Origin of the sequence: Caenimonas terrae, from assembly GCF_042655405.1 — a bacterium.
Taxonomy (GTDB): domain Bacteria; phylum Pseudomonadota; class Gammaproteobacteria; order Burkholderiales; family Burkholderiaceae_C; genus Ramlibacter; species Ramlibacter terrae_A.
Genome location: NZ_JBHSMF010000006.1, coordinates 18,611 through 43,722, shown reverse-complemented (window position 1 = coordinate 43,722; position 25,112 = coordinate 18,611). Strand labels below are relative to the sequence as shown.

General features: G+C 67.3%; 27 protein-coding genes and 1 tRNA gene. 9 read left to right on the top strand and 19 right to left on the bottom strand.

Going from position 1 to position 25,112, the window contains the following annotated elements; translation table 11 throughout:
* Positions 1-31: 31 nt before the first annotated feature.
* Positions 32-703 carry a ribulose-phosphate 3-epimerase gene (gene rpe / locus ACFPOE_RS07080; RefSeq protein WP_376849317.1) on the bottom strand — a complete coding sequence of 224 codons (672 nt, stop codon included), beginning with the start codon at positions 701-703 and terminating at the stop codon, positions 32-34.
* A gap of 158 nt (positions 704-861) precedes the next feature.
* On the opposite strand from rpe, the gene ACFPOE_RS07075 reads away from it, so the two are divergent.
* Both ACFPOE_RS07075 and ACFPOE_RS07070 read left to right on the top strand, forming a co-directional pair.
* Positions 862-1,788, top strand: a complete 927-nt coding sequence (locus tag ACFPOE_RS07075) for a 2-deoxy-5-keto-D-gluconate 6-phosphate aldolase domain-containing protein (RefSeq protein WP_376849316.1) — start codon at positions 862-864, stop codon at positions 1,786-1,788.
* Positions 1,789-2,388: 600 nt separating this feature from the next.
* Positions 2,389-2,739 carry a hypothetical protein gene (locus ACFPOE_RS07070; protein WP_376849314.1) on the top strand — a complete coding sequence of 117 codons (351 nt, stop codon included), beginning with the start codon at positions 2,389-2,391 and terminating at the stop codon, positions 2,737-2,739.
* Positions 2,740-2,770: 31 nt separating this feature from the next.
* Here the strand turns inward: ACFPOE_RS07070 and ACFPOE_RS07065 are convergent, their stop codons facing one another.
* A complete protein-coding gene (locus ACFPOE_RS07065; RefSeq protein ID WP_376849313.1) occupies positions 2,771-3,094 on the bottom strand; it encodes a hypothetical protein in 324 nt (107 codons plus the stop codon).
* A gap of 66 nt (positions 3,095-3,160) precedes the next feature.
* Here ACFPOE_RS07065 and ACFPOE_RS07060 point away from each other — a divergent pair, with 66 nt between their 5' ends.
* Positions 3,161-3,304 carry a hypothetical protein gene (locus ACFPOE_RS07060; protein ID WP_376849312.1) on the top strand — a complete coding sequence of 48 codons (144 nt, stop codon included), beginning with the start codon at positions 3,161-3,163 and terminating at the stop codon, positions 3,302-3,304.
* A 288-nt stretch (positions 3,305-3,592) separates the two neighbouring features.
* On the opposite strand, the gene ACFPOE_RS07055 is transcribed toward ACFPOE_RS07060, so the two are convergent.
* Together ACFPOE_RS07055 and ACFPOE_RS07050 are read right to left on the bottom strand one after the other, a co-directional pair.
* Positions 3,593-4,609, bottom strand: a complete 1,017-nt coding sequence (locus tag ACFPOE_RS07055; RefSeq protein ID WP_376849311.1) for an IS110 family RNA-guided transposase — start codon at positions 4,607-4,609, stop codon at positions 3,593-3,595.
* 288 nt (positions 4,610-4,897) lie between these two features.
* On the bottom strand, positions 4,898-6,028 hold the full coding sequence (locus ACFPOE_RS07050; RefSeq protein ID WP_376849310.1) for a PAS domain-containing protein: 1,131 nt from the start codon (positions 6,026-6,028) through the stop codon (positions 4,898-4,900).
* Between the two features lie 1,657 nt (positions 6,029-7,685).
* Here ACFPOE_RS07050 and ACFPOE_RS07045 point away from each other — a divergent pair.
* Positions 7,686-8,522 carry a hypothetical protein gene (locus ACFPOE_RS07045; RefSeq protein WP_376849309.1) on the top strand — a complete coding sequence of 279 codons (837 nt, stop codon included), beginning with the start codon at positions 7,686-7,688 and terminating at the stop codon, positions 8,520-8,522.
* Between the two features lie 228 nt (positions 8,523-8,750).
* Here ACFPOE_RS07045 and ACFPOE_RS07040 read toward each other — a convergent pair.
* The 10 genes from ACFPOE_RS07040 to ACFPOE_RS06995 all read right to left on the bottom strand — a co-directional run bounded on the left by ACFPOE_RS07040 (position 8,751) and on the right by ACFPOE_RS06995 (position 17,771).
* A tRNA-Asn gene (locus ACFPOE_RS07040) sits at positions 8,751-8,826 on the bottom strand.
* 68 nt (positions 8,827-8,894) lie between these two features.
* Positions 8,895-9,998 carry an NAD(P)/FAD-dependent oxidoreductase gene (locus tag ACFPOE_RS07035; RefSeq protein ID WP_376849308.1) on the bottom strand — a complete coding sequence of 368 codons (1,104 nt, stop codon included), beginning with the start codon at positions 9,996-9,998 and terminating at the stop codon, positions 8,895-8,897.
* A gap of 9 nt (positions 9,999-10,007) precedes the next feature.
* Entirely contained in the window at positions 10,008-10,337 is a 330-nt protein-coding gene (gene fdxA / locus ACFPOE_RS07030) for a ferredoxin FdxA (protein ID WP_376849307.1), read from the bottom strand.
* A 73-nt stretch (positions 10,338-10,410) separates the two neighbouring features.
* Positions 10,411-11,751, bottom strand: coding sequence for a sulfate adenylyltransferase subunit 1 (locus tag ACFPOE_RS07025; protein WP_376849306.1), 1,341 nt, complete (start codon positions 11,749-11,751; stop codon positions 10,411-10,413).
* Positions 11,752-12,684 carry a sulfate adenylyltransferase subunit CysD gene (gene cysD / locus ACFPOE_RS07020; protein ID WP_376849305.1) on the bottom strand — a complete coding sequence of 311 codons (933 nt, stop codon included), beginning with the start codon at positions 12,682-12,684 and terminating at the stop codon, positions 11,752-11,754.
* Positions 12,681-13,442, bottom strand: a complete 762-nt coding sequence (locus ACFPOE_RS07015) for a phosphoadenylyl-sulfate reductase (RefSeq protein WP_376849304.1) — start codon at positions 13,440-13,442, stop codon at positions 12,681-12,683. The genes cysD and ACFPOE_RS07015 overlap by 4 nt, the downstream gene beginning before the upstream one ends.
* 68 nt (positions 13,443-13,510) lie before the next feature.
* Positions 13,511-13,903: a DUF934 domain-containing protein gene (locus ACFPOE_RS07010; protein ID WP_376849303.1), complete on the bottom strand. Its 393-nt coding sequence runs from the start codon at positions 13,901-13,903 to the stop codon at positions 13,511-13,513.
* Positions 13,904-13,905: 2 nt separating this feature from the next.
* Positions 13,906-15,738 carry a nitrite/sulfite reductase gene (locus tag ACFPOE_RS07005; protein WP_376849302.1) on the bottom strand — a complete coding sequence of 611 codons (1,833 nt, stop codon included), beginning with the start codon at positions 15,736-15,738 and terminating at the stop codon, positions 13,906-13,908.
* A gap of 109 nt (positions 15,739-15,847) precedes the next feature.
* The gene (mnmC1, locus tag ACFPOE_RS07000) at positions 15,848-17,494 is read right to left on the bottom strand and encodes an FAD-dependent 5-carboxymethylaminomethyl-2-thiouridine(34) oxidoreductase MnmC1 (RefSeq protein WP_376849301.1); all 1,647 of its coding nucleotides are present in this window, start codon (positions 17,492-17,494) and stop codon (positions 15,848-15,850) included.
* A 4-nt stretch (positions 17,495-17,498) separates the two neighbouring features.
* The gene (locus tag ACFPOE_RS06995; RefSeq protein ID WP_376849300.1) at positions 17,499-17,771 is read right to left on the bottom strand and encodes an oxidative damage protection protein; all 273 of its coding nucleotides are present in this window, start codon (positions 17,769-17,771) and stop codon (positions 17,499-17,501) included.
* Between the two features lie 117 nt (positions 17,772-17,888).
* On the opposite strand from ACFPOE_RS06995, the gene ACFPOE_RS06990 reads away from it, so the two are divergent.
* The 3 genes from ACFPOE_RS06990 (at position 17,889) to ACFPOE_RS06980 (ending at position 20,096) form a co-directional block, all read left to right on the top strand.
* Positions 17,889-18,914, top strand: a complete 1,026-nt coding sequence (locus ACFPOE_RS06990) for a sulfate ABC transporter substrate-binding protein (RefSeq protein WP_376849299.1) — start codon at positions 17,889-17,891, stop codon at positions 18,912-18,914.
* 114 nt (positions 18,915-19,028) lie between these two features.
* Positions 19,029-19,475 carry a DUF2141 domain-containing protein gene (locus tag ACFPOE_RS06985; protein WP_376849298.1) on the top strand — a complete coding sequence of 149 codons (447 nt, stop codon included), beginning with the start codon at positions 19,029-19,031 and terminating at the stop codon, positions 19,473-19,475.
* 66 nt (positions 19,476-19,541) lie between these two features.
* Positions 19,542-20,096 (top strand): NADPH-dependent FMN reductase, encoded by a 555-nt coding sequence (locus ACFPOE_RS06980; RefSeq protein WP_376849297.1) that lies wholly within the window; start codon positions 19,542-19,544, stop codon positions 20,094-20,096.
* 30 nt (positions 20,097-20,126) lie between these two features.
* Here ACFPOE_RS06980 and ACFPOE_RS06975 read toward each other — a convergent pair whose 3' ends face one another.
* From ACFPOE_RS06975 to ACFPOE_RS06960, 4 genes are read right to left on the bottom strand one after another with little or no spacing between them, the layout of a single operon-like run.
* A complete protein-coding gene (locus ACFPOE_RS06975; RefSeq protein ID WP_376849296.1) occupies positions 20,127-21,110 on the bottom strand; it encodes a tripartite tricarboxylate transporter substrate binding protein in 984 nt (327 codons plus the stop codon).
* A gap of 45 nt (positions 21,111-21,155) precedes the next feature.
* Positions 21,156-21,593: a DUF6691 family protein gene (locus ACFPOE_RS06970; RefSeq protein ID WP_376849295.1), complete on the bottom strand. Its 438-nt coding sequence runs from the start codon at positions 21,591-21,593 to the stop codon at positions 21,156-21,158.
* Positions 21,594-21,602: 9 nt separating this feature from the next.
* The gene (locus ACFPOE_RS06965) at positions 21,603-22,037 is read right to left on the bottom strand and encodes a YeeE/YedE family protein (protein ID WP_376849294.1); all 435 of its coding nucleotides are present in this window, start codon (positions 22,035-22,037) and stop codon (positions 21,603-21,605) included.
* Positions 22,038-22,041: 4 nt separating this feature from the next.
* Positions 22,042-22,362 carry a metalloregulator ArsR/SmtB family transcription factor gene (locus ACFPOE_RS06960; protein WP_376849293.1) on the bottom strand — a complete coding sequence of 107 codons (321 nt, stop codon included), beginning with the start codon at positions 22,360-22,362 and terminating at the stop codon, positions 22,042-22,044.
* Between the two features lie 91 nt (positions 22,363-22,453).
* Here ACFPOE_RS06960 and ACFPOE_RS06955 point away from each other — a divergent pair, with 91 nt between their 5' ends.
* A complete protein-coding gene (locus tag ACFPOE_RS06955) occupies positions 22,454-23,338 on the top strand; it encodes an MBL fold metallo-hydrolase (protein WP_376849292.1) in 885 nt (294 codons plus the stop codon).
* A gap of 8 nt (positions 23,339-23,346) precedes the next feature.
* On the opposite strand, the gene ACFPOE_RS06950 is transcribed toward ACFPOE_RS06955, so the two are convergent.
* Positions 23,347-23,997, bottom strand: a complete 651-nt coding sequence (locus ACFPOE_RS06950) for an FMN-dependent NADH-azoreductase (protein ID WP_376849291.1) — start codon at positions 23,995-23,997, stop codon at positions 23,347-23,349.
* Between the two features lie 116 nt (positions 23,998-24,113).
* On the opposite strand from ACFPOE_RS06950, the gene ACFPOE_RS06945 reads away from it, so the two are divergent.
* Entirely contained in the window at positions 24,114-25,019 is a 906-nt protein-coding gene (locus ACFPOE_RS06945) for a LysR substrate-binding domain-containing protein (protein ID WP_376849290.1), read from the top strand.
* Positions 25,020-25,112 lie beyond the last annotated feature (93 nt).

Genomic DNA, 25,112 nt, shown 5'->3' with positions numbered 1-25,112 from the left:
CGTAGGACCAGACCGACGTCCGGCCGGGATGTCAGCTTGCAATCAGGGGCGGGCGCAGCCGCGCGATCGCGGATGCATAGTCGATTGCGCGGAACACTGCCGAGCCGGCGACCAGCGCGTTCGCTCCGGCCGCACGCACCGAGGCGGCATTGGCGTCGTTGATCCCGCCGTCCACCTCGATCCACGGGTCCAGGCCGCGGGCGTCGCACAGTTGCCGCAGGGCGCGGATCTTCGGCAGCACTTCGGGCAGGAAGGCCTGGCCGCCGAAGCCCGGGTTGACCGACATCACCAGCACGATGTCGCACAGGTGAAGCACCTGCTCGACCCACGCCAGCGGGCTGGACGGATTGAGCACGACGCCCGCCTGCAGGCCGAGCTCGCGGATCCGGGACAGCACCCGATGCAGGTGGGTCGTCGAGGAGGGCTCGCAGTGGACCAGGAGATGGTCGGCCCCGGCGCTGGCGAAGGCCTCCAGGTAACGTTCGGGCTGCGCGATCATCAGGTGGACGTTCAGGGGCCTGGCGGTCGCCCGGCGAACCGCTTCGATCACCACCGGCCCGATGGTGATGTTGGGCACGAACATGCCGTCCATCACGTCGACATGGATCCAGTCAGCGCCGGCCGCATCGACGGCCCGCACTTCCTCGGCCAGCCGGCCGAAGTCGGCGGACAGGATGGACGGGGCGATGACGAGCTGCTTCATGGATTGCGGGGCAGGCGATGTCTGTTCCTTATACCGCCTCGGCAGTCCGGCGGGGCACCCCGCCGGACGGTCCGTGCGCTACGATGGGCGCGGAGCCGCGCGCGTCGACCGGGTGCGAGCGGACAGTCGCAACGCCGGTCAGCGCATGGAGGTCAGCCATGGATCCCGGCTACGACAAGCCTCTCTACCTGCTACCGTTCGATCACCGGCATTCGTACGTGAGCGACATGTTCAAGTTCACGCCGCCGCTCTCTCCCGCGCAGCATGACAGGGTTGCCGCCAGCAAGCGCGTCATCTACGAGGGCCTGCTGCAGGCACTGGCCGATGGTGCTCCCAGGCAGTGCGCGGGGATCCTGGTGGACGAGGAATTCGGCGCGAGCATCCTGAGCGATGCGGCCGGAGAAGGACTGGTCACGGCGGTGTCGGTCGAAAGGAGCGGAAGCGACGCGTTCGAGTTCGAGTACGGCGACGCGTTCGGCCAGCACATCGATCGCTTCAGGCCGACGTTCGCGAAGGCCCTGGTGCGCTACAACCCTGACGGGGATGCGGCGCTCAACATCCGTCAGACGGCGCTGCTGCGGAAGCTCTCGGACTTCTGCCGCCGGTCCGGCACCCGTCTGATGTTCGAACTGCTGGTGCCGGCGACGCCGGCGCAGATGGCCAGCGCCGCAGGAAGCAAGGACAGCTACGATTCGCAGGTGCGTCCAGGCCTGATGCTGAGAAGCCTGCGCGCATTGCAGGACGCGGGGGTCGAACCGGATGTCTGGAAGATCGAGGGACTGGACCGCCGCGACGATTGCGAGCGTGTGGTCGAGACTGCCAGGCGCGACGGCAGGCGGGACGTGGCGTGCATCGTGCTGGGGCGCGGAGCCGATCGGGCGAAAGTGGCCGGCTGGCTCACGACCGCGGCCACGGTGCCGGGCTTCACCGGATTTGCGGTCGGCCGCACGACCTTCTGGGACGCGGTCGCCGGATTCGAGGCGCAACGGCTCACGCGCGGGCAAGCCATCGCCAGCATCGCGCAGCGCTATCTGGAGTGGGTCGCCATCTTTAGCCGGCGCCCGGGTCTCGCGCCCGCGGCATAGCACGCGACGGGAAACCGGGCATGCAGGCGGACTCCTGCGGTGCGCAGTGATCGGAGGACCGGCGATGCCCGGCCGCGGCGCTTTGCGGTGCAGGGCGCAGGCCCGTGACCGACGGGTCATTGCGGTGCGATCGACTGTCACCCAGAGCCAGGCCGGGCCCCCACAGGTCGCGCCGGCCTGGTCACGCAAGGCCGGTTGTTGGGGGCCACAGGCGTGGTGGGCTACAACGGGACTGGGTTCGCAGACAAGCACATCGTGACTGTGATGGCCGATGGCGCTGCAATCGCCAGCGGCCCAAGCGACGTACCGTTCCGGACCGTTTCCAACCGGCGCGACTGGTAGCCCAGTGTTCTAACTGTGCGAATACTCTAGGTTGCGCGATTGACACCGATAAGCCGCGCCGTTGCTGAGGGCACCTTGGCTGGCAAGAAACCCGATCTCCGGCGACTGGGTGGGACCATGTCCCTGATCATCGGGTTCAGTTCCGTGCAACCTCGACCTTGTGCATTCCGTTACGACCCGTACCGGAGCTTTGCCTTCGGCGCCCTTGCCCGGACACGATCAGCACCGAACTCGTAGAGGCTACAGAAGGAGCAGTTCATGAAATCCAAATTCGCAAGCTTGGCCGTCGCCGCCACCATCGGCCTCGGATCGGTGTCCGCGTTTGCCCAGGACCACTATCGTGACGGTGGCGGTCAACGGGCGTGGCAGCACCAGCGGGCCGAGCAGGCCCGCGACCGTTGGGGCCACGGAGACCGTTGGGAACACGACCAGCGGTACTCCGCGCCAGCCTATTACGGGCCTTACTACGACGATCGCCGCGATGACGGTGACGTTGTAGGCGCCATCGTTCTGGGGGCCTTGGCCGGCGCCTTGCTGGGCCAGGCTACCAATGCCCAACACTACGGCACGCCCCCGGCCGCCTACTACAACCCGGGTTACGCCTACTAGGGCAAGCGGCTTCAGCGCAACGTCGGGCGCCTCAGCGGTGCGAACGCTGCCAGTTCGCGTACGCGGCATCCATGCGCGATTGCCGGCCCGAAGACATGCTGACGTTTTCGGGACCGGCGCCCATGGTGCTGGTCTGAACGTGGCCGCGTTGCTGGTCCGCCGCTTGTTCCTGGCGGAACTTGTCGGCGCGCGCGATTCGGTGCAGGTCCTGGCGCAAGGACGAGCCAATCTGGTGGGCATCCTGCTTCACCGTGGCCAGCACGCCCTGCTTCTTCAGGGTGGGGTTCGGGGGGACGGCAGCGAAGGCCGAGGCACACACGGCCAGGGCGGTGGCGATGACGAGGGCGGATTTCATCCAGGTCTCCTTGGTGCGATGAGTCCGATCAGATCGCGGGCGCAGGAGGCTGCACGTAGGACGGCTTTGACCCCGGGCGTCGGTGCGATTCTTCTCGCCGCCATGCTGCATCCATGGGCGGTTGGCCCGGCAGAAGTGAGCGGCCAGACGCAACTCGACATCGCCCAGGCGGCGCTGCCGCGCACGGCCATGATCTGCGAAGCGCCGTGACGCCGTGTCTTGGGGGCTCGGTGCCGAACAGGCCTTCGCGGTGTGTCGGTTGAAATGTGTACAAGGCGAGAAGATGACCTCGAGCCGAGGCGCCCAAAGGAGGAGAGACCAACCGGACGTCAGCAGCGTCGATGCGTTCCAACGCCGCCTCCCGTTCTACATGCCGGTCAACGTTAGCCGAGGACGACCAGGGCCGCCTCCCGGAGTTGAACAGGCACACCCCGCGCAGGTCCAACCTTCACACCATCAACGCTTGCACATCACGCGTTGGAACACGGCTGCTGGCGCTCACGCTGGCAGCCTGAAACTTTCTCCCCTGGTCAGCACCGCCCAACACAGGCGCGCGTTCTTAGCGGCGATAGCCACGATGGCCTTCCAGTAGCCCACCCGCGCCTCCAACTGCACCGCCCATCGGCTGATCGGATCCCCGCGATTCTTTGCCGACTGCAGCACCGCTCGGGCGCCGAGGATAAACAGCATCCGCAGGTAAGGATCGCCTGCTTTGGTGATGCGGCCCAGACGCTGCTTGCCGCCCGAGCTGTACTGCCCTGGCACGAGGCCCAGCCACGCGGATAGCTGCCGACCGCACTTGAACTCCTGGCCGCGGCCGATCATCGCGACCAGGGCCGTTGCCGTCGTCGGGCCGACACCAGGCAGTTGCATCAGCTGCCTTGCCGGCGCGCTCTCCTTGGCGATCTGGTCGATGTGGTGGTCATACTGCGCGATGAGCTCGTCTAGACGAGTCACCTCGCTGAGCAAGTCGCCGACCACCGTGTTGGTCCACCCCGGCAGATCCTCCAGCTGGCGCAGTGCCTCGCGCCGCACGGTGGCGGCCTTGAGCGGCAGCACGATGCCGAACTCGGACAGCAGGCCGCGGATGCGGTTGATGGTGGCCGTGCGGTGCTGCACGAAGCCTTGGCGGGCGCGGTGCACGAGCAGCTGCGATTGCTGCTCCAAACTCTTGGGCGGCACAAACCGCATGTTGGGCCGCGTGACGGCTTCGCAGATCGCCGCGGCATCTGCTGCGTCATTCTTGCCGCTCTTGCCAGAGAGCCGGTACGGAACGACGAACTTCGGCGCCATCAGCCGCACGGTGTGTCCGTGCGCTGCGAACAAGCGGGCCCAGTGGTGCGCGCCGGAACACGCTTCCATGCCGATCAGGCAGGGGGGCAACGCTGCGATCAACTCCAACAACTTGCCGCGCGCAACGCTCGGACGGACCAGGACAGCACGCCCTGTGGCGTCCGCGCCATGCAGGGCAAACACGTTCTTGGCGAGATCGATTCCCAAGGTAACAATAGCCATGGACTTCCCCTTTCCAAGTGAGTGCGCGGCTAGCTCGGGACGGGGAAGTCCCTTTCATTCGTTAGACCGTATGGAGGCAGCGTTGTAGTGTTCGTCCGACGCTTCAGGCCACCCAAGCGCTTGCCGCTGCGCGGCAGCGCTTCTTGGGCGCCGGTGATTTGCAACGTTAGTCCGATGCCAAGGTGTCTTGAACAGCGCATAGCTCTCGCGTCAGCGTAAAAGGTTCCTTTAGGACTTACGGGGCATGGACCGCAGACTACGCCGCCCGGCCGTCCAAGCACCGGTGAGCTAGGGCGGCAGCTCGCGCAAGATCACCGTGTAGAGCCTCCCTTCCTCATCCGGCGCCACGGACACCGTCGCCTCGGCACGGAAGGTGCTGCCGTCGCTGCGCAGGCCCTCGATGACGCGCCCTCCGGCCATGGCATGGGCGCCATCCTGCGCCATGCTTTCGCGCAGCTGCCGGTGCTGCGCGCGGTAGGCCGTCGGCACCAAGGATTCAACGGTCATGCCGATGGCGTTCTCCCGTGGCAGGCGGAACATCCGTTCGGCCGCACAATTGAACAACACCACGCGGCCCTTGTCGTCGGCGGTGAGGATCGCGTCCTGCGCCGTGTCCAGGATGCTGTGCATGCGGGCCTCCAGCCGCCTTTGCGTCGCCACCGCGTCCTCGGCCGAAGCGGTCGCATGCAGCAGCGCCTGCCCGAGCTGGTGCGCTTCACGGAAGACGGGTTCCGGCAGGCGCACCGGCACGTTGTGGCCGGCGGCGCGCATGGCGCCGCCGAGCTGATCGATCGAAGCGCTCAGCTTGCCGGCCATGCGCCACGCCAGCCACAGCGTCAGCAGCATCACCATCCCGGTGCCACCCAACAGCACGGCGGTGGAGCGCAGGATCGGCTGCTGCAGCTCCTCGCGCGGCATGCCGATCGCTACCGACCAGCCGGTGCGCTCGGACCGGCTGAATGCAGTGATCACCGGCACGCCGTCCACCGTCACGCTCTCGACCGCGTCCTCCGGCACCTGCCGGATGCGCGCGATCAGCGCCGCACGCGCTGGCGTGCCGACGAAGCGCTCGGCTTCGTGGGTGCGGCTGACGATGCGCCCGGACTGGTCGAGGACCGCGGCGATCCAGGTGGCTGGCAGTTTCTGGCGCAGCAGCACATCGCGCAGCCAAACGGGCTCGACCGCCCCCTGTGCCGCAAGGTCGCCACCGACAAGCCCCTGCGCGCGCTGCATCGCGTCGAGGTGATCATCGACCGCAGCCATCAGCGCGCGCGCAGTGGCAATCGTGTCGTGCTCGAGCTGGCGCCGGTCGCGTTGGTACTCGTAGGCAACCAGTCCCAGCGCAAGGCCCGCCATCGGCAGCACGCACCCCAGCGTCAGGAGGATCAGCAGTTGGCGAAAGGAAGGCAGGGTGGGCATGGGACGCGGCGTCGGACAACACCGCACGGTGCTGCGTCCCATAGCATGCGGCCTCCGTATCCAGGTCTCTTGCGCTGCATCAAGCCAACTGGCAAATTGCCGAACGTTTCGGCTTCTGGGACAGGATCGAGTCGCGCTGCAGCTGGAGCCTGGCCACTCCAACCGGTTGGTGGAGCGCGAGGTGCTGCGGCTCGGCGGCATCAAGTCGCTTTCTTCGGACAGCTTCTTCACTCGCGAGGAATTCGCCTCGGCCCATGGGCAGGCGCCGTACGATGGGCTCAAACGCCGCTACGACCCGCAGGGCCGGGCGGCTGTACGACAAATGCGTGCGGCGCTGCTGAGGCCGGACCGGAGCCTGAGGCCCGTCTGCATGAGGCCACCTTCGACGGCGTCCGCGGGGTCGCTGGAGTGGGACGGGAGAACAGCGGGGTGGACAAAGGGGATCGCCTGGCGCGCCTCTTATTGATGAGGCACCTTTAAGGGCGTCCGCTATCTAACGCTTGAGCAGTCGGAACCGTTGCCGGGGATCGCTGCTAGCCGGGTGCTGTGGGGCGCATCGGTCCAAGGATCTGCGGGTGAGCTGCTAAGGGCGAGCGGAGGCGGGCGGAAAGGAGAACTTATGGCCCGTAACGAAGGAATCTACCGGCGACCGGATTTCGGTTTCTGGTGGGTCAATGCAACGCTCCCCAACGGAAAAAGAGTACGCCAAAGTGCTGGGACTGAAGACCGACAGGATGCCGAAGCGTCTCTAGCGAAACCCAAGCTGGACCTGGTCCGTTGTCCAGGGCGAGCTCAAGAAGGGCAACAAACCCGCCACGGTGAACCGGTACCTGGCGACGATTCGCAGCCTTCTCCGGATGGCCCACGACGAGTGGCAATGGATCGATACCTTTCCGAAGATCAAGCTCTTGTCCGGTGAAGGCGAGCGGGACCGCTGGTTGACGCGTCCGGAAGCGGAGACACTTATCCGTTGTTGTGCGCCTCCGCCCTTCCTTGCCCGTTGGCATGCGCGTCTTGCTGTTCGGCGGGATCATTCCCCACTGCCCGACCGCACTCGCACCGTGAGCCATTACAAAGGGTGCGGGCTTGAGTGGGGCGATGGTGTCGGCGTACAGAAGCTCGGGGAGAGCAGGCGCAGCTAGTCCGTGGCTGGCAACCGTGGATCTACCGGGCCAAAGTCCGCGGAGGGGAAAGCGCGATCCTCCCGCAACAGCCTAAAGCACGGCGAGCGGTCCGCGAGGTCCATTGAACAACAACAGGAATTTAGAGCGATCCTGCGCGAGTTTGCCTGCGGCTTGATTGATTGATAAAGCAGGCGGTTAGCCAATTGATTTCGTGTTCTGTGGCGTGCGATGAGTAGCGGCGGTATGCGCCCGGTCAGGTCGCCCTAGCTATAAAGCCAAGGCAGATGATTTGCTGCGGATCGCAATGTGAGCGCCGAACAAGGAACCGGGGTTAACGATAGTGTCAGATCTGACAGGGGCTCCGCGCGTCGTATGTTGGCTGTGCGATGGGTGTACTTCACAAGGCAGCCTCAGTGTTCGACCTGTCAGCACTGACAGGGATGGGTAACAACAAGACACACCTGGGGACCGCCGGGAACTACAACAATTGCCGCTTCCACCGACCGGTCTTTAACCAAGGAATATGTATGCGAATGACGCTTTCCAAAGTGATTGCTGTGGGTTGCTGTTTGTGGGCGGCCAGTGCGAGCGCCGTCACATACGAAGACTGGTCGTCACCGCAGGTGAGCTATTCCGGCACCCTTCTTAACGACGGCACCACCTGGCTGACTGATCCGTCGAAACGCTGGGCAATCAACAACTGGAGGACGGTTTGCGGAGCCGACCCGGCTGGTCCCAACAGGTGCTACCTCCCGGGTAACGGCCAACTCGGGATGCACGCGGAGGGTGCGGGGCCTGTCACTGGGGAAGGATTTACATTCGGGTCCACAAATCCCATCTCTTTCACGAACGGGATCACCATCGAAGCTCAGGTAACGCCACATTGCTACCAAGGTGCTACCGACTCTAACCCCAGCCGATGCGGCTTCAATCTGGGCCTTTGGGAGAGCGAGCGAAACTACAGGTCAATTGGGTTCAAGAGCTATCCAGGCAGCAGCGATCTTTACCTGAACCTCTGGGGACCCACGACGGATGGTGGGGGCGGTGAAACCTCCTTCAACGGAACGGCTCCGTACTACAACTCGATCCCAACACCGGCATTCGCCACCTACACGGTCAAGGTGCAATACTGGAACTCACCGTCCGGATGGCGTTGGGATTATTTCCTCAATGGCAACTGGGTGGCTGGTCAGTCGGCCATAGCTGCGAACGATCAGTACCACATGGGTCCCGGGTACTTCCCTTCGAATCAGGTCCGATTGCAGTTCACAGGTTTCTCATACAACCCCCGGCCTGATAATCTCGAGGAGAAATATCCGTGGAGCGCCTTTGAAGGGCAGATTGGTCCGATTACGTACACCACCTTTTAGGCGCCTGTAGCCGACGGCACCGCGGGTGGTCTGGGAGCATAGGGGTTACTTCATCTTGAGCCCGTGGAGCCGCCGAGCGTTGGTCTCGTCGCGCTCAAGTGGCATCGCGCCCGCTTAGCGGGTCTTCAGCTTCGGTCGGACCGAAAGTGCGTTTTCATCCGTACTTACATGGCTCGCCAGAAACAGAAAAGGGTTAGCCAGTACTTACCGGCTAACCCTTGCTGATTATGGCTCCTCGACCTGGGCTCGAACCAGGGACCTACGGATTAACAGTCCGGCGCTCTACCAACTGAGCTATCGAGGAACAAGCCTTTGATTATAGCGTCCTTTTCCAGCCCTCTTTTCGCAGGGCGAGGAGGGCGCGCCGGGATGTCAGTCGAACACCGGCGATTCCACGCCCAGCACCTTGTGCAGCTTCGGGCTGGTGGTGGTGTATTGCAGGTGGATCTTCTTGTCCGGGAAGATGAAGGGCGCGGCGCCGAAAGCGGCCAGCGCGCATTCATGGAAGCCCGACAGGATCAGCTTCTTCTTGCCCGGATAGGTATTGATGTCGCCCACGGCGAAGATGCCGGGCGTGCTGGTGGAGAACTTCTCGGTGTCCACCTTGACCTGCTTGCGCTCGATCTCCAGGCCCCATTGCGCAATCGGTCCCAGCTTGGGCGACAGGCCGAAGAACACCAGCAGCATGTCCAGCGGCACGACGCGCGTCACGCCGTCCGAGCCGGTCACCTTGGCGCCGGTGAGCTTGCCGTCCTTCTCCTCGTAGCCGGTGACCTGGCCGACGATGAACTGCATCTCGTACTTGTCGCACAGGTCGCGCATCTTGGCCACCGATGCCGGGGCGGCCTTGAAGCCGTCGCGGCGGTGGATCAGGATCACGCTCTCGGCCTTGTTCGGGCCTTCGGCCGCGAAGTTCAGCGTCCAGTCCAGCGCCGAATCGCCGCCGCCCACGATCACCAGGTTCTTGCCTGCGAAGTCGGCCGGGTTCTTCACCCGGTAATGCAGCTGCGTGCCCTCGAACTTGTCCAGGCCCTCCACCTTCAGCAGCCGCGGCTGGAAGGCGCCGACGCCGGCGGCGATGAAGATGGTCTTGGTCAGGAAGCGCGTGCCCTTGGACGTCTCCACGTAGAAGCGGCCGTCTTCCTGCTTGTCCACCACGGTCACTTCCTGGCCGAAATGGAAGGTCGCGCCGAACGGCTCGATCTGCTTGAGCAGGTTGTCCGTCAGCTCCTGGCCGGTGCACACCGGCACGGCAGGGATGTCGTAGATCGGCTTGTCGGGATACAGCTCCACGCACTGGCCGCCGGGGTAGGCCAGCGAGTCGATGACGTGGGCCTTGATCTCGAGCAGGCCGAGTTCGAACACCTGGAACAGGCCGACCGGCCCGGCCCCGACGATCACGGCATCGGTTTCGATCGCGCCAACTTCGTGGGCCAGGGCGGTCTTGATCACTTCTTGATTCAGTTGCGGTTCCATAAACCTCGGTCAGCGGATCAGCTCGGAGAGCTTGCCCGTCTTGTCCTTCCATTCGTCGGCGTCCGGCGGGGCCGGCTTGCGCTTGGTGATGCTCTTCCAGCCGGCCGCGTGCGACAGCTCGGTGTTGAGCTTGATGAAGGCAATCTGGTCGGCCGGCACGTCTTCCTCTGCATAGATCGCGTTGACCGGGCACTCGGGGATGCAGACGGCGCAGTCGATGCACTCGTCCGGATCGATCACCAGCATGTTCGGTCCCTCGCGGAAGCAGTCCACGGGGCAGACGTCCACGCAGTCGGTGTACTTGCAGCGGATACAGGATTCAGTGACGACGTGGGTCATGTTGTTCTGGTGACGTTTGTTCGACGGGCAGGGGGAAAACCCTTGATTTTAACCCGCCGTTCCCGGGAGGACCTCAGCGTACGAGGACGGCCCCTGCGGTCTTGTGGCTGGCCGTGTCCACCAGCACCAGCGAGCCCAGGATCCGCGACCGCAGGTAGGGCAGGGTGGCCAGCGGCTCCTGCAGGGCCAGCTCCACGTGGCCGATCGAGTTGGGCTCCAGGTGATCGGCGTCCGCCTCGGCCAGGGTGTCGATGTCCAGCTTGTGCACGATCCGCTTGACCCTGGCCTTGACCCAGCGGTGGCCGTGCAGCGCCCAGTACACCCGTCCCGCCACCAGCGGCTCGTCGTCCATCCAGGCGATGGTGGCCGAAAGCTCGCGCGACGGCTCCAATGCGCCGGGCGTCAGCAGCCAGTCGCCGCGCGAAATGTCCACCTCGCGGTCCAGCACGATGCCGGCGCTGTGGCCGGCGTCGATGTCGCGCGGCTTGCGCGCGTGGTCGATGACCTGGGCCACCGTGGCGCTCTTCCCGCTGGGCAGCACCTTGACCTGCGTCCCCGGCCGCACCGAGCCGGTGGCGACGCGGCCCCAGAACACCCGGCGGCCCTGGCTGGTGTCCGCCGAGGACGAGAACTTCTCCACCCACTGGACCGGGAAGGAAAACGCTTCCTGCGTCTCCTCGCCGGTGCAATCGAGCTGCTCGAGCAATTGCAGCAGCGAGGGGCCGTGGTAGCCGCACCAGCCCGGCCGGGCTTCCACCACGTTGTGGCCCTTCAGGGCCGACACCGGGATGGTGGCGCGCGCGGTGATGCCGGCGGCCTTGGTGAACGCCGCCAGCGCCGCGCCGATGTTGGCGAAGGCCAGCACCGGGTCCTGCACCGCGTCGAGCTTGTTGACGGCGAACACGATCGCCGGCACCCGCAGCAGGTTGACCAGCAGCGAATGGCGCCGCGTCTGCGGCAGCAGGTCCAGCGCCGGATCGGCCCAGTCCAGCTTGGTGGCGTCCACCAGCACCACGGCGGCGTCGGCGCTCGAAGCCGCCGTCACCATGTTGCGCGTGTATTGTTCGTGGCCGGGCGCGTCGCCGATGATGAACTTGCGCCCGGGCGTCGCGAAGTAGCGGTACGCCACGTCGATGGTGATGCCCTGTTCGCGCTCGGCCGACAGGCCGTCGGTCAGCAGCGCCAGGTCGGTTTCGCCCGAACGCTGCACGCCGGCCAGCTGGTCCTGCAGCACCGACTTGCTGTCCACCAGCAGGCGGCCGATCAGCGTGCTCTTGCCGTCGTCGACCGACCCGCAGGTGATGAAGCGCAGGGCGGAATCATGATCGCGGGGAGCCGTTCGGGCTGAGCCTGTCGAAGCCTGAGCGAGCCCTTCGACAAGCTCAGGGCGAACGGGTTGATTGGGCGTGCTCATTCAGAAATACCCATCCTTCTTGCGCTTTTCCATCGAAGCATCCGATGTCTTGTCGTCCATGCGGGTGGCGCCGCGCTCGCTCACTTCCACCGTCAGCGTCTCGAGGACCACTTCGCCGGCATCGGCCGCCACGCTCTCCACCGGGCAGGTGCAGGTGATGTCGCCGACGGTGCGGAAGCGCACGGTCCTCGTCACCACTTCCTCGCCGGCCTTGGGCGGGGTCAGCGGCGTCACCGGCACCAGCAGGCCCTTGCGCTCGATCACCTCGCGCCGGTGCGCGTAATAGATCGACGGCAGCGCGATGGCCTCGCGCTCGATGTACTGCCACACGTCCAGCTCGGTCCAGTTGGAGATCGGGAACACCCGGAAGTGCTCGCCGGGCTGCAGCCGGGTGTTGAACAGCGTCCACAGCTCGGGCCGCTGGTCCTTGGGCTGCCACTGGCCGAAGCTGTCGCGGTGCGAAAAGATCCGCTCCTTGGCGCGGGCCTTCTCCTCGTCGCGGCGGGCCCCGCCGATCAGCGCGTCGAAGCGGAATTCCTCGATCGCTTCCAGCAGCGTCACCGACTGGTGGACGTTGCGCGATTCGCCGGCATGGGACAGGCGCACGGTGCCGCGCTGCATGGAATCTTCCACGCTGCGCACGATCAGCTGCGCACCCAGCTCCTGGGCGCGGAGGTCGCGGAAGGCCGTCACTTCGGGGAAGTTGTGGCCGGTGTCGATCATCAGCAGCGGATAGGGGATGCGGCCGGCGCCGAAGGCCTTCTCCGCGCACTTGAGCAGGACCAGTGAATCCTTGCCGCCGGAAAACAGCAGGGCCGGCCGCTCGGCCACGGCGGCCACTTCGCGCAGGATGAAGATCGTCTCCTCCTCCAGCGCGTCAAGGTGGCGGTTGCTCAGTTGGCCGAGCAGTTGGGGTTCGGCGCGGGCGTTCATGCTGTCATCCGATCGTCCTGGGCTTGTCGAAGGGGGGTGTCTTGGTTCACGTGCAGTCCGCACTCCTTGGCGTTCTCGTCTTCCCACCACCAGCGGCCGGCGCGGAAGTCCTCGCCCAGGCTGATGGCGCGGGTGCAGGGGGCGCAGCCGATGCTGGGGAAGAACTCGTCGTGCAGCGGGTTGTAGTCCACCCGGTTCACGGCGATGTAATGCCAGACGTCGCCCCAGCTCCAGTTGGCCAGCGGATTGAATTTCGTTCTCGCAGCGGTGCTGTCGATCAGCGGCACCTCGGCGCGCGCGTTCGACTGCTCGCGCCGCAGGCCGGTGATCCAGGCCTTCTGGCCGGCCAGCGCGCGTTCCAGCGGCTCCACCTTGCGGATGTGGCAGCAGGCCTTGCGCAGCGCGATGCTCTTGTACATCGGCTCGCTGCCTTCGCGGGCCACGAACTCGATCACGGCCTCGTTGCGCGGCCGGTAGACGTGCACCGGTGCCCGCGAATTCGCTTCCGTGCGCTCCAGCAGTTCCAGCGTCTGCGGATGCAGCATGCCGGTGTCCAGCACGAAGATCGGGATGTCCAGTTGCAGCGCGTTGATCAGGTGGGTGATCACCACGTCCTCGGCGCCCAGGCTGGAGGCCTGGGTCAGCGGCGAGAATTCGGCGGCGGCGCGGATCAACAAGGCCTCGGTTTCAGCCAGCTTCGCGTCGAAATCCTTCGACGGGCGGGCGTGCAGGTCGATCGCGCCGCGTGTGGCCCCCACGCTTGTCACTTCGTGGACTGCGCTGCCCCCCGAGGGGGCCTTCGCGCCTTGGGACGGCCCGGCGGCGCTCATGCCACTTCCCTGAACAGCGGCTCGACGATCACGGCGTCGCCCTGGTAGAAGCGGCCGAAGCGCTGGAACTGGCGCAGCGCGTCGGCGATGTCCTGGTCGGCGCGCAGCACCGCGCTGGTGAAGCCGGTGCGCTGCATCTGCACCAGCTGGTCGATCAGCACGTCGCCGGTGGCGCGGATCTCGCCCGCAAAGCCGAGCCGGCGCCGCAGCACGAAGGCCTGGCTGTAGGCGCGGCCGTCGCTGAATTTCGGGAACAGCAGGTCGATCCGGTCGATCCCTTCCAGCGAGACCTCGCGCGGGTCGGCGTCGTTGGGCAGTTCCAGCACGTTGAGGATCGACGCTTCCAGGTCGGCGTCGCCGGCCGCGATCAGGCGGAGGTTGAATTCCATGGTCAGGCTTCCTGCTGTTCGGTGAAGCGTGCTGCGTTGGCGGCCGCCTTGAACGGGTCCAGGCCGACGCGGCGCAGCGTGGCGATGAAGGTCTCGGCCTTGCCTCCGGCGGACTGGCGCTCACGGCGATAGGTGTCCAGCACGGCCTCGATCACTTCCGGCACTTCGGCGGCGGAGAACGAGGGGCCGACCACTTTGCCCGCTGTCGGCGTGCCGGACAGCAGCGAGCCGTCGGAGCCGCCGAGCGTCACCTGGTACCACTCCTTGCCGTCCTTGTCGACGCCCAGGATGCCGATGTGGCCGCTGTGGTGGTGCCCGCAGGAGTTGATGCAGCCGCTGATGTGCAGGTCCACCTCGCCGATGTCGTGCAGTTCGTCCAGGTCCTGGTAGCGCTGCGTGATCGCCTCGGCGATCGGCAGCGAGCGGGCATTGGCCAGCGAGCAGAAGTCGCCGCCGGGGCAGGCGATCATGTCCGTCAGCAGCCGGATGTTGGCCTTGGCCAGGCCCGCCACCTTGGCGGCGTGCCACAGCTCGGGCAGGTCGTCCTGGTGGACCCAGGGCAGCAGCAGGTTCTGGTCGTGGGTGACGCGGGCCTCGCCGGCGGAGAAGCGGTCGGCCAGGCCGGCGGCCGTGTCCAGCTGCTCGCCGGTGGCGTCGCCGGGCGCCTGGCCCAGGCGCTTGAACGACAGCGTGACGGCGCGCAGCTGCGGGTTCTTGTGCGCGGCCACGTTCTGCTGCAGCCAGCGGTCGTATTCCGGGTCGGCCTCGGCGCCCGCACGCACGATCTCGTGCACCTTGGCGGCCGCGCCCTTGATCGAACGCGACAAGGCCGGCGGCAGGAAGTTGGCGGACACGCGGTCCAGCTCCGCCTGGGTGATGGTGTGGGGCGCCCCGTCGATCTCGACGATGCCCTTGTATTCCGCTTCCACCTCGTCGATGTAGCGCTGGCCCTCGGCCTTGACCAGGATCTTGATCCGGGCCTTGTAGATGTTGTCGCGACGGCCCCAGCGGTTGTAGACCCGCACCACCGCTTCCAGGTAGTTCAGCACCTGGTCCCAGGGCAGGAATTCGCGGATGACGGTGGCGATCACCGGCGTGCGGCCCATGCCGCCGCCGACCAGGAAGCGGAAGCCCAGCTGGCCGGCTTCGTTCTCGACCAGGTGCAGGCCGACGTCGTGCCAGAAGGTGGCGGCGCGGTCTTCGCGCGCGCCGGTGACGGCGATCTTGAACTTGCGCGGCAGGAAGGCGAACTCCGGATGCAGCGTGCTCCACTGGCGCAGGATCTCGCAGAACGGGCGCGGGTCGGCGATCTCGTCGACGGCGATGCCGGCGCGCTCGTCGCTGGTGATGTTGCGGATGCAGTTGCCGCTGGTCTGGATGCCGTGCATGTCGACGCTGGCCAGCAGCTCCATCACGTCGGCGCTGTCCACCAGCGGGATCCAGTTGAACTGCACGTTCTGGCGCGTGGTGAAGTGGCCGTAGCCGGTCTTGAGGTGCGAGCGCACCGACCCGCCGCCGGGAAAGCCCGCCGGCAGCGGCACCGGGCCGAGCGCGTCCTGTTTGGACTGCGCCTCCTGCAACAAGGCGGCGGCAGGCTGGTCGTAGTCGCGCGCGATGGTGGCCAGGGCACGCAGCTGGCGGCTGGACAGCTCGCCATAGGGGACGGCGATGCGCAGCATCGGCGCGTAGCGCTGGATGTACCAGCCGTTTTGCAGGCGCAGCGGCTTGAACTCCTCGTCGCCGAGCTTGCCGGCCAGGTTGCGCTCCAGCTGGTCGCGGTATTGCGCGGCGCGGGCGCGGACGAACTGCTTGTCGAATTCTGTGTATTGGTACATGCGGGCGTGTGTGACAGCGCGCGGCTGCACAGCCACGCAAGGCCGCGACTTTAAGAGAGGCGCTTATGGAACCAAACGATTTTTTGGTTCGCGCGATATCCGGATAAGCTTATTCGCCAGCGCTGGCGCGGGTTCCCGGCCGGTTTTTGCGGCGGTCCGGAGAAAGCGCGCGGGCCAGGTTTCGGGCCAGCGGCAGCGGCTCGCCGTGGATTCGGGCCGCGATCAGCTCGCCGGCCAGCGCGGCAAACGTCAGGCCGCGCGAGCCCATCGCGGTGCTCAGCCACAGCCCGTCGTGGCCTCCCTCTCCAACCGGGCCGACCAGCGGCCGGCGGTCGTTGGATGCGCAGCGAATGCCGACCCACGCCTGCAGCGGGCGCGACGCCGGCTCCATTTGCGCCGACACCGAAGGCAGCAGCCGGCGCAGCCGGTCGATGTTCTCCTGCTGGTCTGCTTCACGCGGCTGCAGGTCGGTGGCGCCGCGCTCGAAGCTGGCACCGCAGACCCAGGCCGGACCGGCTTGCGTCGGCACGGCGGGGATGAAGCTGCCGTCACCGTTGACCGGGAACGGCGGCAGGGCCAGCGGGCCGTCGTGCAGCGCCCAGGTGACCTGTCCGCGCACCGGCTGCAGCGTCAGGCCGTCCACCAGCAGGGCGCTGCCGACCGCGGCCGCGACGATCACGACCTCGCCCGCGGCCAGCACGCGGCCGTCCGCAGCCAGCGCCGTCCAGCCCGACGCGTCGCGCCGCAGCCGCCCCACCCCGGCACCGCATTGCAGCGCGATGCCCGGCTGCGCCAGCCAGGCCTGCACCAGCCGCGCCGGGCGGATCCAGGCCGCCTGCTGGTGCCAGTCGGCTGCGGCCTGTGCATCCAGGGCGGCGAGCCGCTTCTGGCCGGGATCGGCCGGCCGGTTCCACACCGCGGCCGCCGGCGATGGCGGCGGTTGCGATGGCGGGCCGTCGAGCCGGTGTTCGAGCACGCCGCTGAGCTCGAAGTCCTGGCCGGCCACCAGCAGCGCCTGCGCCTGCTGCAGCGTCGCCCGCGCGCCGTCGCGCGACAGCCGCGACAGCAGGTTGTCGTCGGGAGAACTGTGCGGCACCAGCACGCCGGCCGGCAGGCCCGACGCGCCGCAGGCAGGCGCCGGCCCCGCCTCCAGCACCTGCACGCTCCAGCCGCGCCGGGCCATGCTGGCGGCGGCTGCTGCGCCCGCCAGCCCGGCGCCGACCACGATGCAGCGGCCCGCAACGGCAGCGGGCGCCGGCCGGGGCCCACGCGGCTGCCACGCCGGCGCGAACTCGCCGCGCAGCGCGGCATCGTCCGTCTCCTGCAGGACGAAGCCATGGCCTTCCAGCGCCTGCCGCATGCCGGCGGCCGGATCGCGCACTTCGATGCCGGTGCCACGGCGGCAGCAGCGGGCCAGCGCCTTCAGGTGGATCGGCGCATCCCCATGCAGCAACACCGCGTCGGCATGGAAGTCGAGCTGGCGCAGCATGCGCTCGGTGTCGCCGATGCACAGCGTGAGCAGCACATGGCCGCCCTCGAACACCAGCCGGTGCACGCCCGGCAGCAGGCCGTACCACGCGTGCGGCTGCGGCAGCTCCTGCCCGTGCGGGGCCTGTTCGGCGATGGCGACGTAATGCAGGATCCGCGGCCCCTGCGGGTCGTCCTTCCAGGCCTGCCAGGCGGCGACGAAGGCCTGGCCCTGGCCGAAGCGGGTGTCCAGGATGCGCCGCTGCGGCAACCCGCGGGCGCCGCTCATGGCGTCAGGGTGTCGGGGGCACGTAGCCCTGCGCGACGTCGGCGCCGCCGCCGAAGAAATGGTTCTCCATCTGGCGCGCCAGGTACTGGCGGGCGCGCTGGTCGGCCAGGTTCAGCCGGTTCTCGTTGACCAGCATGGTCTGCTGCTTGAGCCAGGCGGCCCAGGCCTCCTTGCTCACGTTCTCCCAGATGCGCTTGCCCAGTTCGCCGGGGTAGGGCGGAAAGTCGAGGCCCTCGGCCTCCTTGCCCAGCTTGATGCATTGAACGGTACGGGCCATGTGGGCCTCCTGATTAGCTTATGCGGATAAGTAACTGAGAACTCGGTCGTTCCAGTTCGAGAGTGTGGCTTCCAGAATGGGTTGGTCCGATCACGACCCTGCCGGGAAGGAAACCCAATGAGCCTGCGCCGCGACTTTATCAAGATTCCCCTGGCCGCCGCCCTGGCCGGCGCCTTGGCCCTGCCGGCCCGGGCGGTGCTGGCCGGGCCGGTGACCCTGCTGAACGTCTCCTACGACCCGACGCGCGAGCTGTTCGCCGAGTACAACGCGGCCTTCGCCAGGTACTGGAAAGCCAGGACCGGCCAGGACGTGGCGATCCGGCAGTCGCACGGCGGCTCCGGCAAGCAGGCCCGCTCCATCATCGACGGGCTGGATGCCGACGTCGCCACCCTGGCGCTGGCCGGCGACACCGACGCGCTGGCGGCACACGGCGGCTGGCTGGCGCCCGACTGGCAGAAGAAGCTGCCGCACAACGCCTCGCCCTACACCTCCACCATCGTGCTGGTGGTGCGCAAGGGCAACCCCAGGGGCATCAAGGACTGGGACGACCTGGTCAGGCCCGGCGTCGCCGTCATCACGCCCAACCCGAAGACCTCGGGCGGCGCCCGCTGGAACTACCTGGCGGCCTGGGAATTCGCCAGGCGCAAGTACGGCGGCGATGCCAGGGCCAGGGACTTCGTCGCCAGGCTGTACGGCAACGTGCCGGTGCTGGACACCGGCGCGCGCGGCTCCACCATCAGCTTCGCCCAGCGCGGCCAGGGCGACGTGCTGGTCGCCTGGGAGAACGAGGCACATCTGCTGGAAAAGGAGTTCGGCGCCAAGTTCGACGTGATCGCACCGTCGATCAGCATCCTGGCCGAACCGGCGGTCGCGGTGGTGGACAAGAACGTCGACCGCAAGGGCACCCGCGCCGTCGCCGAGGAATACCTCAGGTACCTGTATTCCGAAGAAGGCCAGGACATCGCCGGCAGGAATTTCTACCGGCCCGCGGTCTCGGCCAGGGCCCAGGCCAAGTACGCCAAGCAGTTCCCCAGGCTCAACCTGTTCACCATCGATGCGGCCTTCGGCGGCTGGGCCGCGGCCGACAAGGCGCATTTCGCCGAGGGCGGCAGCTTCGACCAGATCTACAGCAAGGGGAAGTGACCTGCCGGCCCGGCAACGGCGCGCGGCGGCCGGTTTTCTTGCGCCCGTTTGATCCAACGCAGGGTGCCGTCCGGCGCAGCGCGTTTACTGGAGCGGTCGACAGGGGACGCAACCATGACTGCCTCATTCGCTCGCGGCGCCGCCGCCTCTGTGCTGTTCGCCTTGCTGCCGGGCCTGACGGCTGCGCAGTGCCCCGGCATCCACGTCAAGATCCTGAACATCAGGAACAGCACCGGCACCGTGGCCTGCGCGCTGTTCGACTCGCCGGCCGGCTTTCCGCAGGACTACCTGAAGATGGCCACCAACGTGATGGTGATCAAGGTGCGCAAGAACGAGGCGCGCTGCGACTTCGAGGACATCCCGCCGGGCACCTATGCGATGGCGGTGGTCCACGACGAGAACATGAACGGCCAGCTGGACACCAACTTCCTGGGCATTCCGCGCGAAGGCTACGGCTTTTCCAACGACGCCACCGGCCCGCTGGGCGCGCCGCCGTTTTCGGCTGCCAGCTTCCACTACAACGGCCAGAACGTCGACATGACGATGAGCTTGCATTACTGAGCGCAGGGGCAACCACATTTGGGCCGTGCCCGCCCATAATCGGCGATCGTCTGTGAAGGAGATTCCATGAGTTCGACCAAGATCGCTGTCGTCGTCGGCAGCATCCGCAAGGATTCCATCAACCGCAAGCTGGCGCTGGCGCTGGCCGGGCTGGCGCCGTCCGGGTTCACGTTCGAGGACGTGCGCATCGACGACCTGCCGCTGTACAACCAGGACCACGACGGCACGCCCTCGGAGCAGGTCAAGCGGCTGAAGACGCACATCGCCGGTGCCAACGGCGTGCTGTTCGTCACCCCGGAATACAACCGCTCGATCCCCGGCGTGCTCAAGAACGCGATCGACCACGCCTCGCGCCCCTATGGACAGAGCGCCTGGGCCGGCAAGCCGGCCGGCGTGATCGGCGCTTCGGGCGGCGCGATCGGCTCGGCGCTGGCGCAGCAGCACCTGCGCAACGTGCTGGCTTACCTGGACATGCCGACGCTGGGCCAGCCCGAGGCCTTCGTGCAGTTCAAGGAAGGCCTGGTCGACGCCCATGGCAAGGTCACGGTCGAGGCCACCCAGAAGTTCCTGCAGACCTGGATGGAGAAGTTCGCCGCCTTCGTCAAGCTGCACCAGGGTTGAACGTCGTGCCGGGCTCGACCCGGCGTGCGGTCAATCCAGCCTGGCGCCGGTGGCCTTGATGATCGGCTCCCACTTCTTCATCTCGGCCAGGATGTAGGCGTTGTATTCCTCCGGCGTGGAGGCAATGGTTTCCTGGCCGATCTCGCGCACCCGCGCAGCCACCTCCGGCTGCCGCAGCACCGCCGCGAAATCGTCGCGGATCCGGCGGATCAGCGCCGGCGGCGTGCCGGCCCGCGCCACCAGGCCGAAGGCGCCCGAATAGTCGTAGCCCGGCACCGCGGTGGACATCAGCGGCACGCCGGGCGTCAGCGGCGAGGGCTGTGAACCCAGCACCGCGATCACCTTGAGCTTGCCGTTCTTGGCATGGTCCACGGTGCTTTGCAGCACCGGGTCGATCATCAGCTGGGTGTGGCCGCCCAGCACGTCCGTGAGGGCCTGCGCGCTGCCCTTGTACGGCACGTATTGCATCTTGGTGCCGGCCATGGCGTTGAGCCGTTCCATGCCCAGGTAGCTCTGGGTGGTGGCGGAGCCATAGGCCACCCGGCCGGGTTCCTTCTTGGCCAGCGCGATGAGTTCGGCCGGGTTGTTGGCCGGGAACGAGGGATGGGCGTACAGCGCCATCTGGAAGCCGGTCAGCAGCATCACGCCGGTCAGGTCCCTGAGCGTGTCGTACGGCATCTTGGCGGTGAGCAGCGGATTGATCACGTGCGAGCCGGTGACGATGCCCAGCGTGTGGCCGTCGGCCGGCGCCCTGGCGACCGCCTCGGTGCCGATCATGGTGTTGCCGCCGGGCCGGTTGTCCACCAGCACCGGCTGCTTCCACAGCAGCGTCAGCTTCTCGGCGATCTGCCGCGCCAGCGCATCGGTGGCGCCGCCGGGCGGGAAGGGCACCACCAGCCGCACGGCGTGGGTCGGGAAGGGCGCGGTCGCGGGGTCGGTGCCCTGGGCACTTGCGGCCAGGGGCAGCAGCGCCGCCGCCACCAGCGCGGCGCGGCGAGAGATCGTCGGGATCATGCAGGTCTCCTTGTGTTGCCGCATCTTAGCGAGGGCAACACCCGGTCACGCCGCGTCGGTCGCAGTGCGCAATTCCCCGCGCTCGAGCAGTTCGAAGATCGCCATGCCCGCCAGCATCGCGGCGACGAAGGCTGCCGCCTTCGGCTCGCCCATGCCGAGCGCGACCAGCGCCGGCCCCGGGCAGAAGCCCGCGATGCCCCAGCCGACGCCGAACATCGCGCTGCCGCCCATCAGCCGGGCGTCGATCGGACCGCCGGTGGGAAGCCGCATTTCCAGGCCGAGGACCGACAGCGCGCGGCGGCGGGCCAGCGCGAACGCCAGCACGCCGACCGCGATCGCGCCGGCCATCACCAGCGCCAGCGACGGATCCCAGCGCCCGGCCAGGTCCAGGAAGCCGAGCACCTTGGCCGGGTTGCTCATTCCCGACAGGATCAGGCCCAGGCCGAAGATCAGGCCGGTGAACAGGGAGACGATGATGGGCATGGCAGTTCCTCAGGCGCCCAGCAGGTGGCGCACCACGAGCACGGTGGCGAAGCCGGTCCCCATGAAGACCGCCGTGGCGACGAGCGAGCGGGGCGACAGCCTGGAGATGCCGCAGACGCCGTGGCCGCTGGTGCAGCCGGCGCCGTAGCGGGTGCCCACGCCGACCAGCAGGCCGGCCACCACCAGGGCGCCCCAGCCGATGTCGATCTGCGGCCGCGGCAGGGCCGTGGCCAGCAGCCAAACGGCCGGCGCCGCGACCAGGCCGAGCACGAAGGCGGCGCGCCACGCCACGTTGCCCCGCGCCGGGCGCAGCAGCCCGCCCAGGATGCCGCTGATGCCGGCGATCCGGCCGTTGAGCAGCATGAACATCGCCGCGGCGATGCCGATCAGCACGCCGCCGGCCAGCGAGGACCAGGGCGTGAATGCATTCCAGTCGATCGTCATCGGTTCATTCTCCAGTGCAGTAAAGGCGATACAGCAGCGCGATCAGCTGCACCAGTTTAGGGTCGGCCAGGCTGTAGATGATGCGCTTGCCGTCGCGGCGGGTCTCCACCACCCCTTCGGCACGCAGGATGCCCAGCTGCTGCGACAGCGTGGGCTGGTGGATGTCCAGCGCCTCTTCCAGGTCGCTGACGCACATCTCGCCCCTGGACAGCTGGCACAGCAGCAGCAACCGGTCCTCGTTGGCCAGCAGCTTGAGCGCGCCGACGGCGTGGTCCGCCGCGTCGCGCAGCACCGCCGGGTCGATGATGGTTCGTCTGGGTGCCATGGCCTGGTTCGAATGACGACTTGGGATAACGGACTTATTATATCAAGATATATAATATCAATCAATCGAACGAACCGGCCAGGAGCCCGTCATGCCCGACAGAACAACCATCGAGCCCTTCTACGATGCCAAGACCGGCACCGTCTCCTATGTCGTGGCCGACAAGGCGAGCCGGCACGCCGCGGTGATCGACCCGGTGCTGGACTTCGATTTCTCCTCGGGGCACACCGCCACCGCTTCGGCGGACCGCATCCTGGCCTACCTGCGGGCGCAGGGGCTGACGCTGGACTGGATCCTGGAGACGCACGCCCATGCCGACCACCTTTCCGCGGCGCACTACCTGCAGCAGCAGGCCGGCGGCCGGATAGCGATCGGCGAGCGCATCCGCGAGGTGCAAGCCACCTTCGGCAAGCTCTACAACCTCGAGCGCGGCTTCCTGCCGGACGGCAGCCAGTTCGACCACCTGTTTCGCGACGGCGAGACCTTCCGGATCGGCGAGGTCGAGGTCACGGCGCTGCTGGTGTCCGGCCACACGCCGGCCGACATGGCCTATTTGGTGGACGGCGCGGTGTTCGTCGGCGACACGCTGTTCATGCCGGACCTGGGATCGGCGCGCGCCGATTTTCCCGGCGGCGACGCCCATGCGATGTACAAGTCGATGCGCCGCATCCTGGACCTGCCGCCGCAGACGCGCATGTTCGTGTGCCACGACTATCCGCCGGCGGGCCGCGAGCCGCGCTGGGAAACGACGGTCGCCCAGCAGCGCAAGGAGAACATCCACATGCGCGACGGCATCGACGAGGCGGCATTCGTGGCGATGCGCACCGCGCGCGATGCCACGCTGGACGTGCCCACGCTGATCCTGCCCTCGATCCAGGTCAACGTGCGGGCCGGCCGGCTGCCGCCGGCCGACGAGAACGGCGTGGCCTACCTGCGCATCCCGCTCAACGTGCTGGACAAGCCCAAGCGGGCCTGACCCCAGGCTCAGGCGGCGATGGTCGCCCGGTCCGCGTTGGCCGCGGTGAAGGTCGGCACGCCGATCGCCGTCGCCGCTGCCTGCAGCGCCTGCGCCTTGGCGTCCGGCCCCATCGCCACGCCTTCGGCGCGCACGAAGCGGATGTCGGTCACGCCGAAGAAGCCGAACACCGTGCGCAGGTAGCTTTCCTGGTGGTCCAGCGCGGCCAGCGCCGGGTTGCTCGAGTACACCCCGCCGCGGGTGGAAGCCACGATCACCGTCTTGCCGCCGGCCAGGCCCTTGGGGCCCTGGTCGGTGTACGTGAAAGTGCGGCCGGCCTGCGCCACCCGGTCGATCCAGGACTTCAGCTGGCTGGGCACCGAGAAGTTGTACATCGGCGCGCCGACCACCACCACGTCCGCCGCCAGGAACTGGCTCACCAGCCGCTCGGAGATGGCGTTCTCGCGCTGTTGCGTCTCGCTCAGGCCGGCGGTGCCGGGAGCGAGCCGAAAGCCGAGCGAATCGGCGTTCAGGTGGCTGGGCGTGTCCGTCGCCAGGTCGAGGTACTCCACGCTGGTGCCCGGGTGGGTGGCCTGCCACTGGGTGGCGATCGCCTTGGTCAGTTCGCGCGAGACGGAATTGGCGCCGAGGGCGCTGGAATCGATGTGCAGCAGTTTCATGGGTTCTCCTGATTGGTCCGGTTGCAGCCGTGGAAGTATTGTGAAGTGAGGCTAATGCTTTGATAAGACGGCTGATTCGCATTACATTGTTCTGTCAGTAGGACGATGGAGCGACCATGCAAGACCTGAACGACATGCTGTATTTCGCCGAGGTGGTGGACCGGGGCGGTTTCGCCGCCGCCGGCCGGGCCCTGGGCATCCCGAAGTCGCGGCTGTCGCGACGGGTCGCCGAGCTGGAGGAGCGGCTGGGCGTGCGGCTGCTGCAGCGGACCACCCGCAAGCTGTCCCTGACCGAGGCCGGCGAGCTCTATCACCGCCACTGCGTCGCGATGCGCGAGGACGCCGAGGCGGCGCAGGAGGCGGTCTCTCAGGTGCTGACCGAGCCGCGCGGCACCATCCGCGTCACCTGCCCGGTGACGCTGGCGCAGAGCACCATCGGCCAGTTGCTGCCACGCTTTCTGGAGCGGCATCCGCACGTGCGGGTGGACATGCAGGTGGACAACCGCGTGGTCGACCTGGTGCAGGAGGGCGTGGACGTTGCGCTGCGCGTGCGGCCCACGCTCGACGACAGCGGCAGCCTGGTGGTGAAGAACCTCGGCATCACCTATGGCGTGCTGGTGGCGTGTCCGCAGCTGCTGAAGAAGCACGGCGGCATCGCATCGCCGGACGACCTGCACAAGCTGCCCACCGTGGCGATGTCGGCCGCCGACGGCCGCGCCAGCTGGAAGCTGGTGGGCCCGGGCGGGCGCATCCACGAGTTGCAGCACCGGCCCTGCTACACCGCCAACGACCTGACGACGCTCAAGTTCGCGGTGCTGCAGGGCACCGGCATGAGCGTGCTGCCCGACTACATGTGCGCCGACGAAATGAAGGCCGGCCGGCTGGTCTGCGTGCTCAAGGGCTGGGCGCCGCCGCCGGGATTCGTGCACGCGGTGTTCCCCTCGCGCCGCGGGCTGGTGCCGGCAGTCCGGCGCTTCCTCGATTTTCTAGGCGACAACATGGCCGGCGTGCTGGAGAAATGATCTGTCATCCCGGGCTTGACCCGGGATCCATCCTTCTGCGCGCCTTCTTGTTCGCATGAACTTGCGCGCGGACGGCCAGGCCGGGCAGGGCGC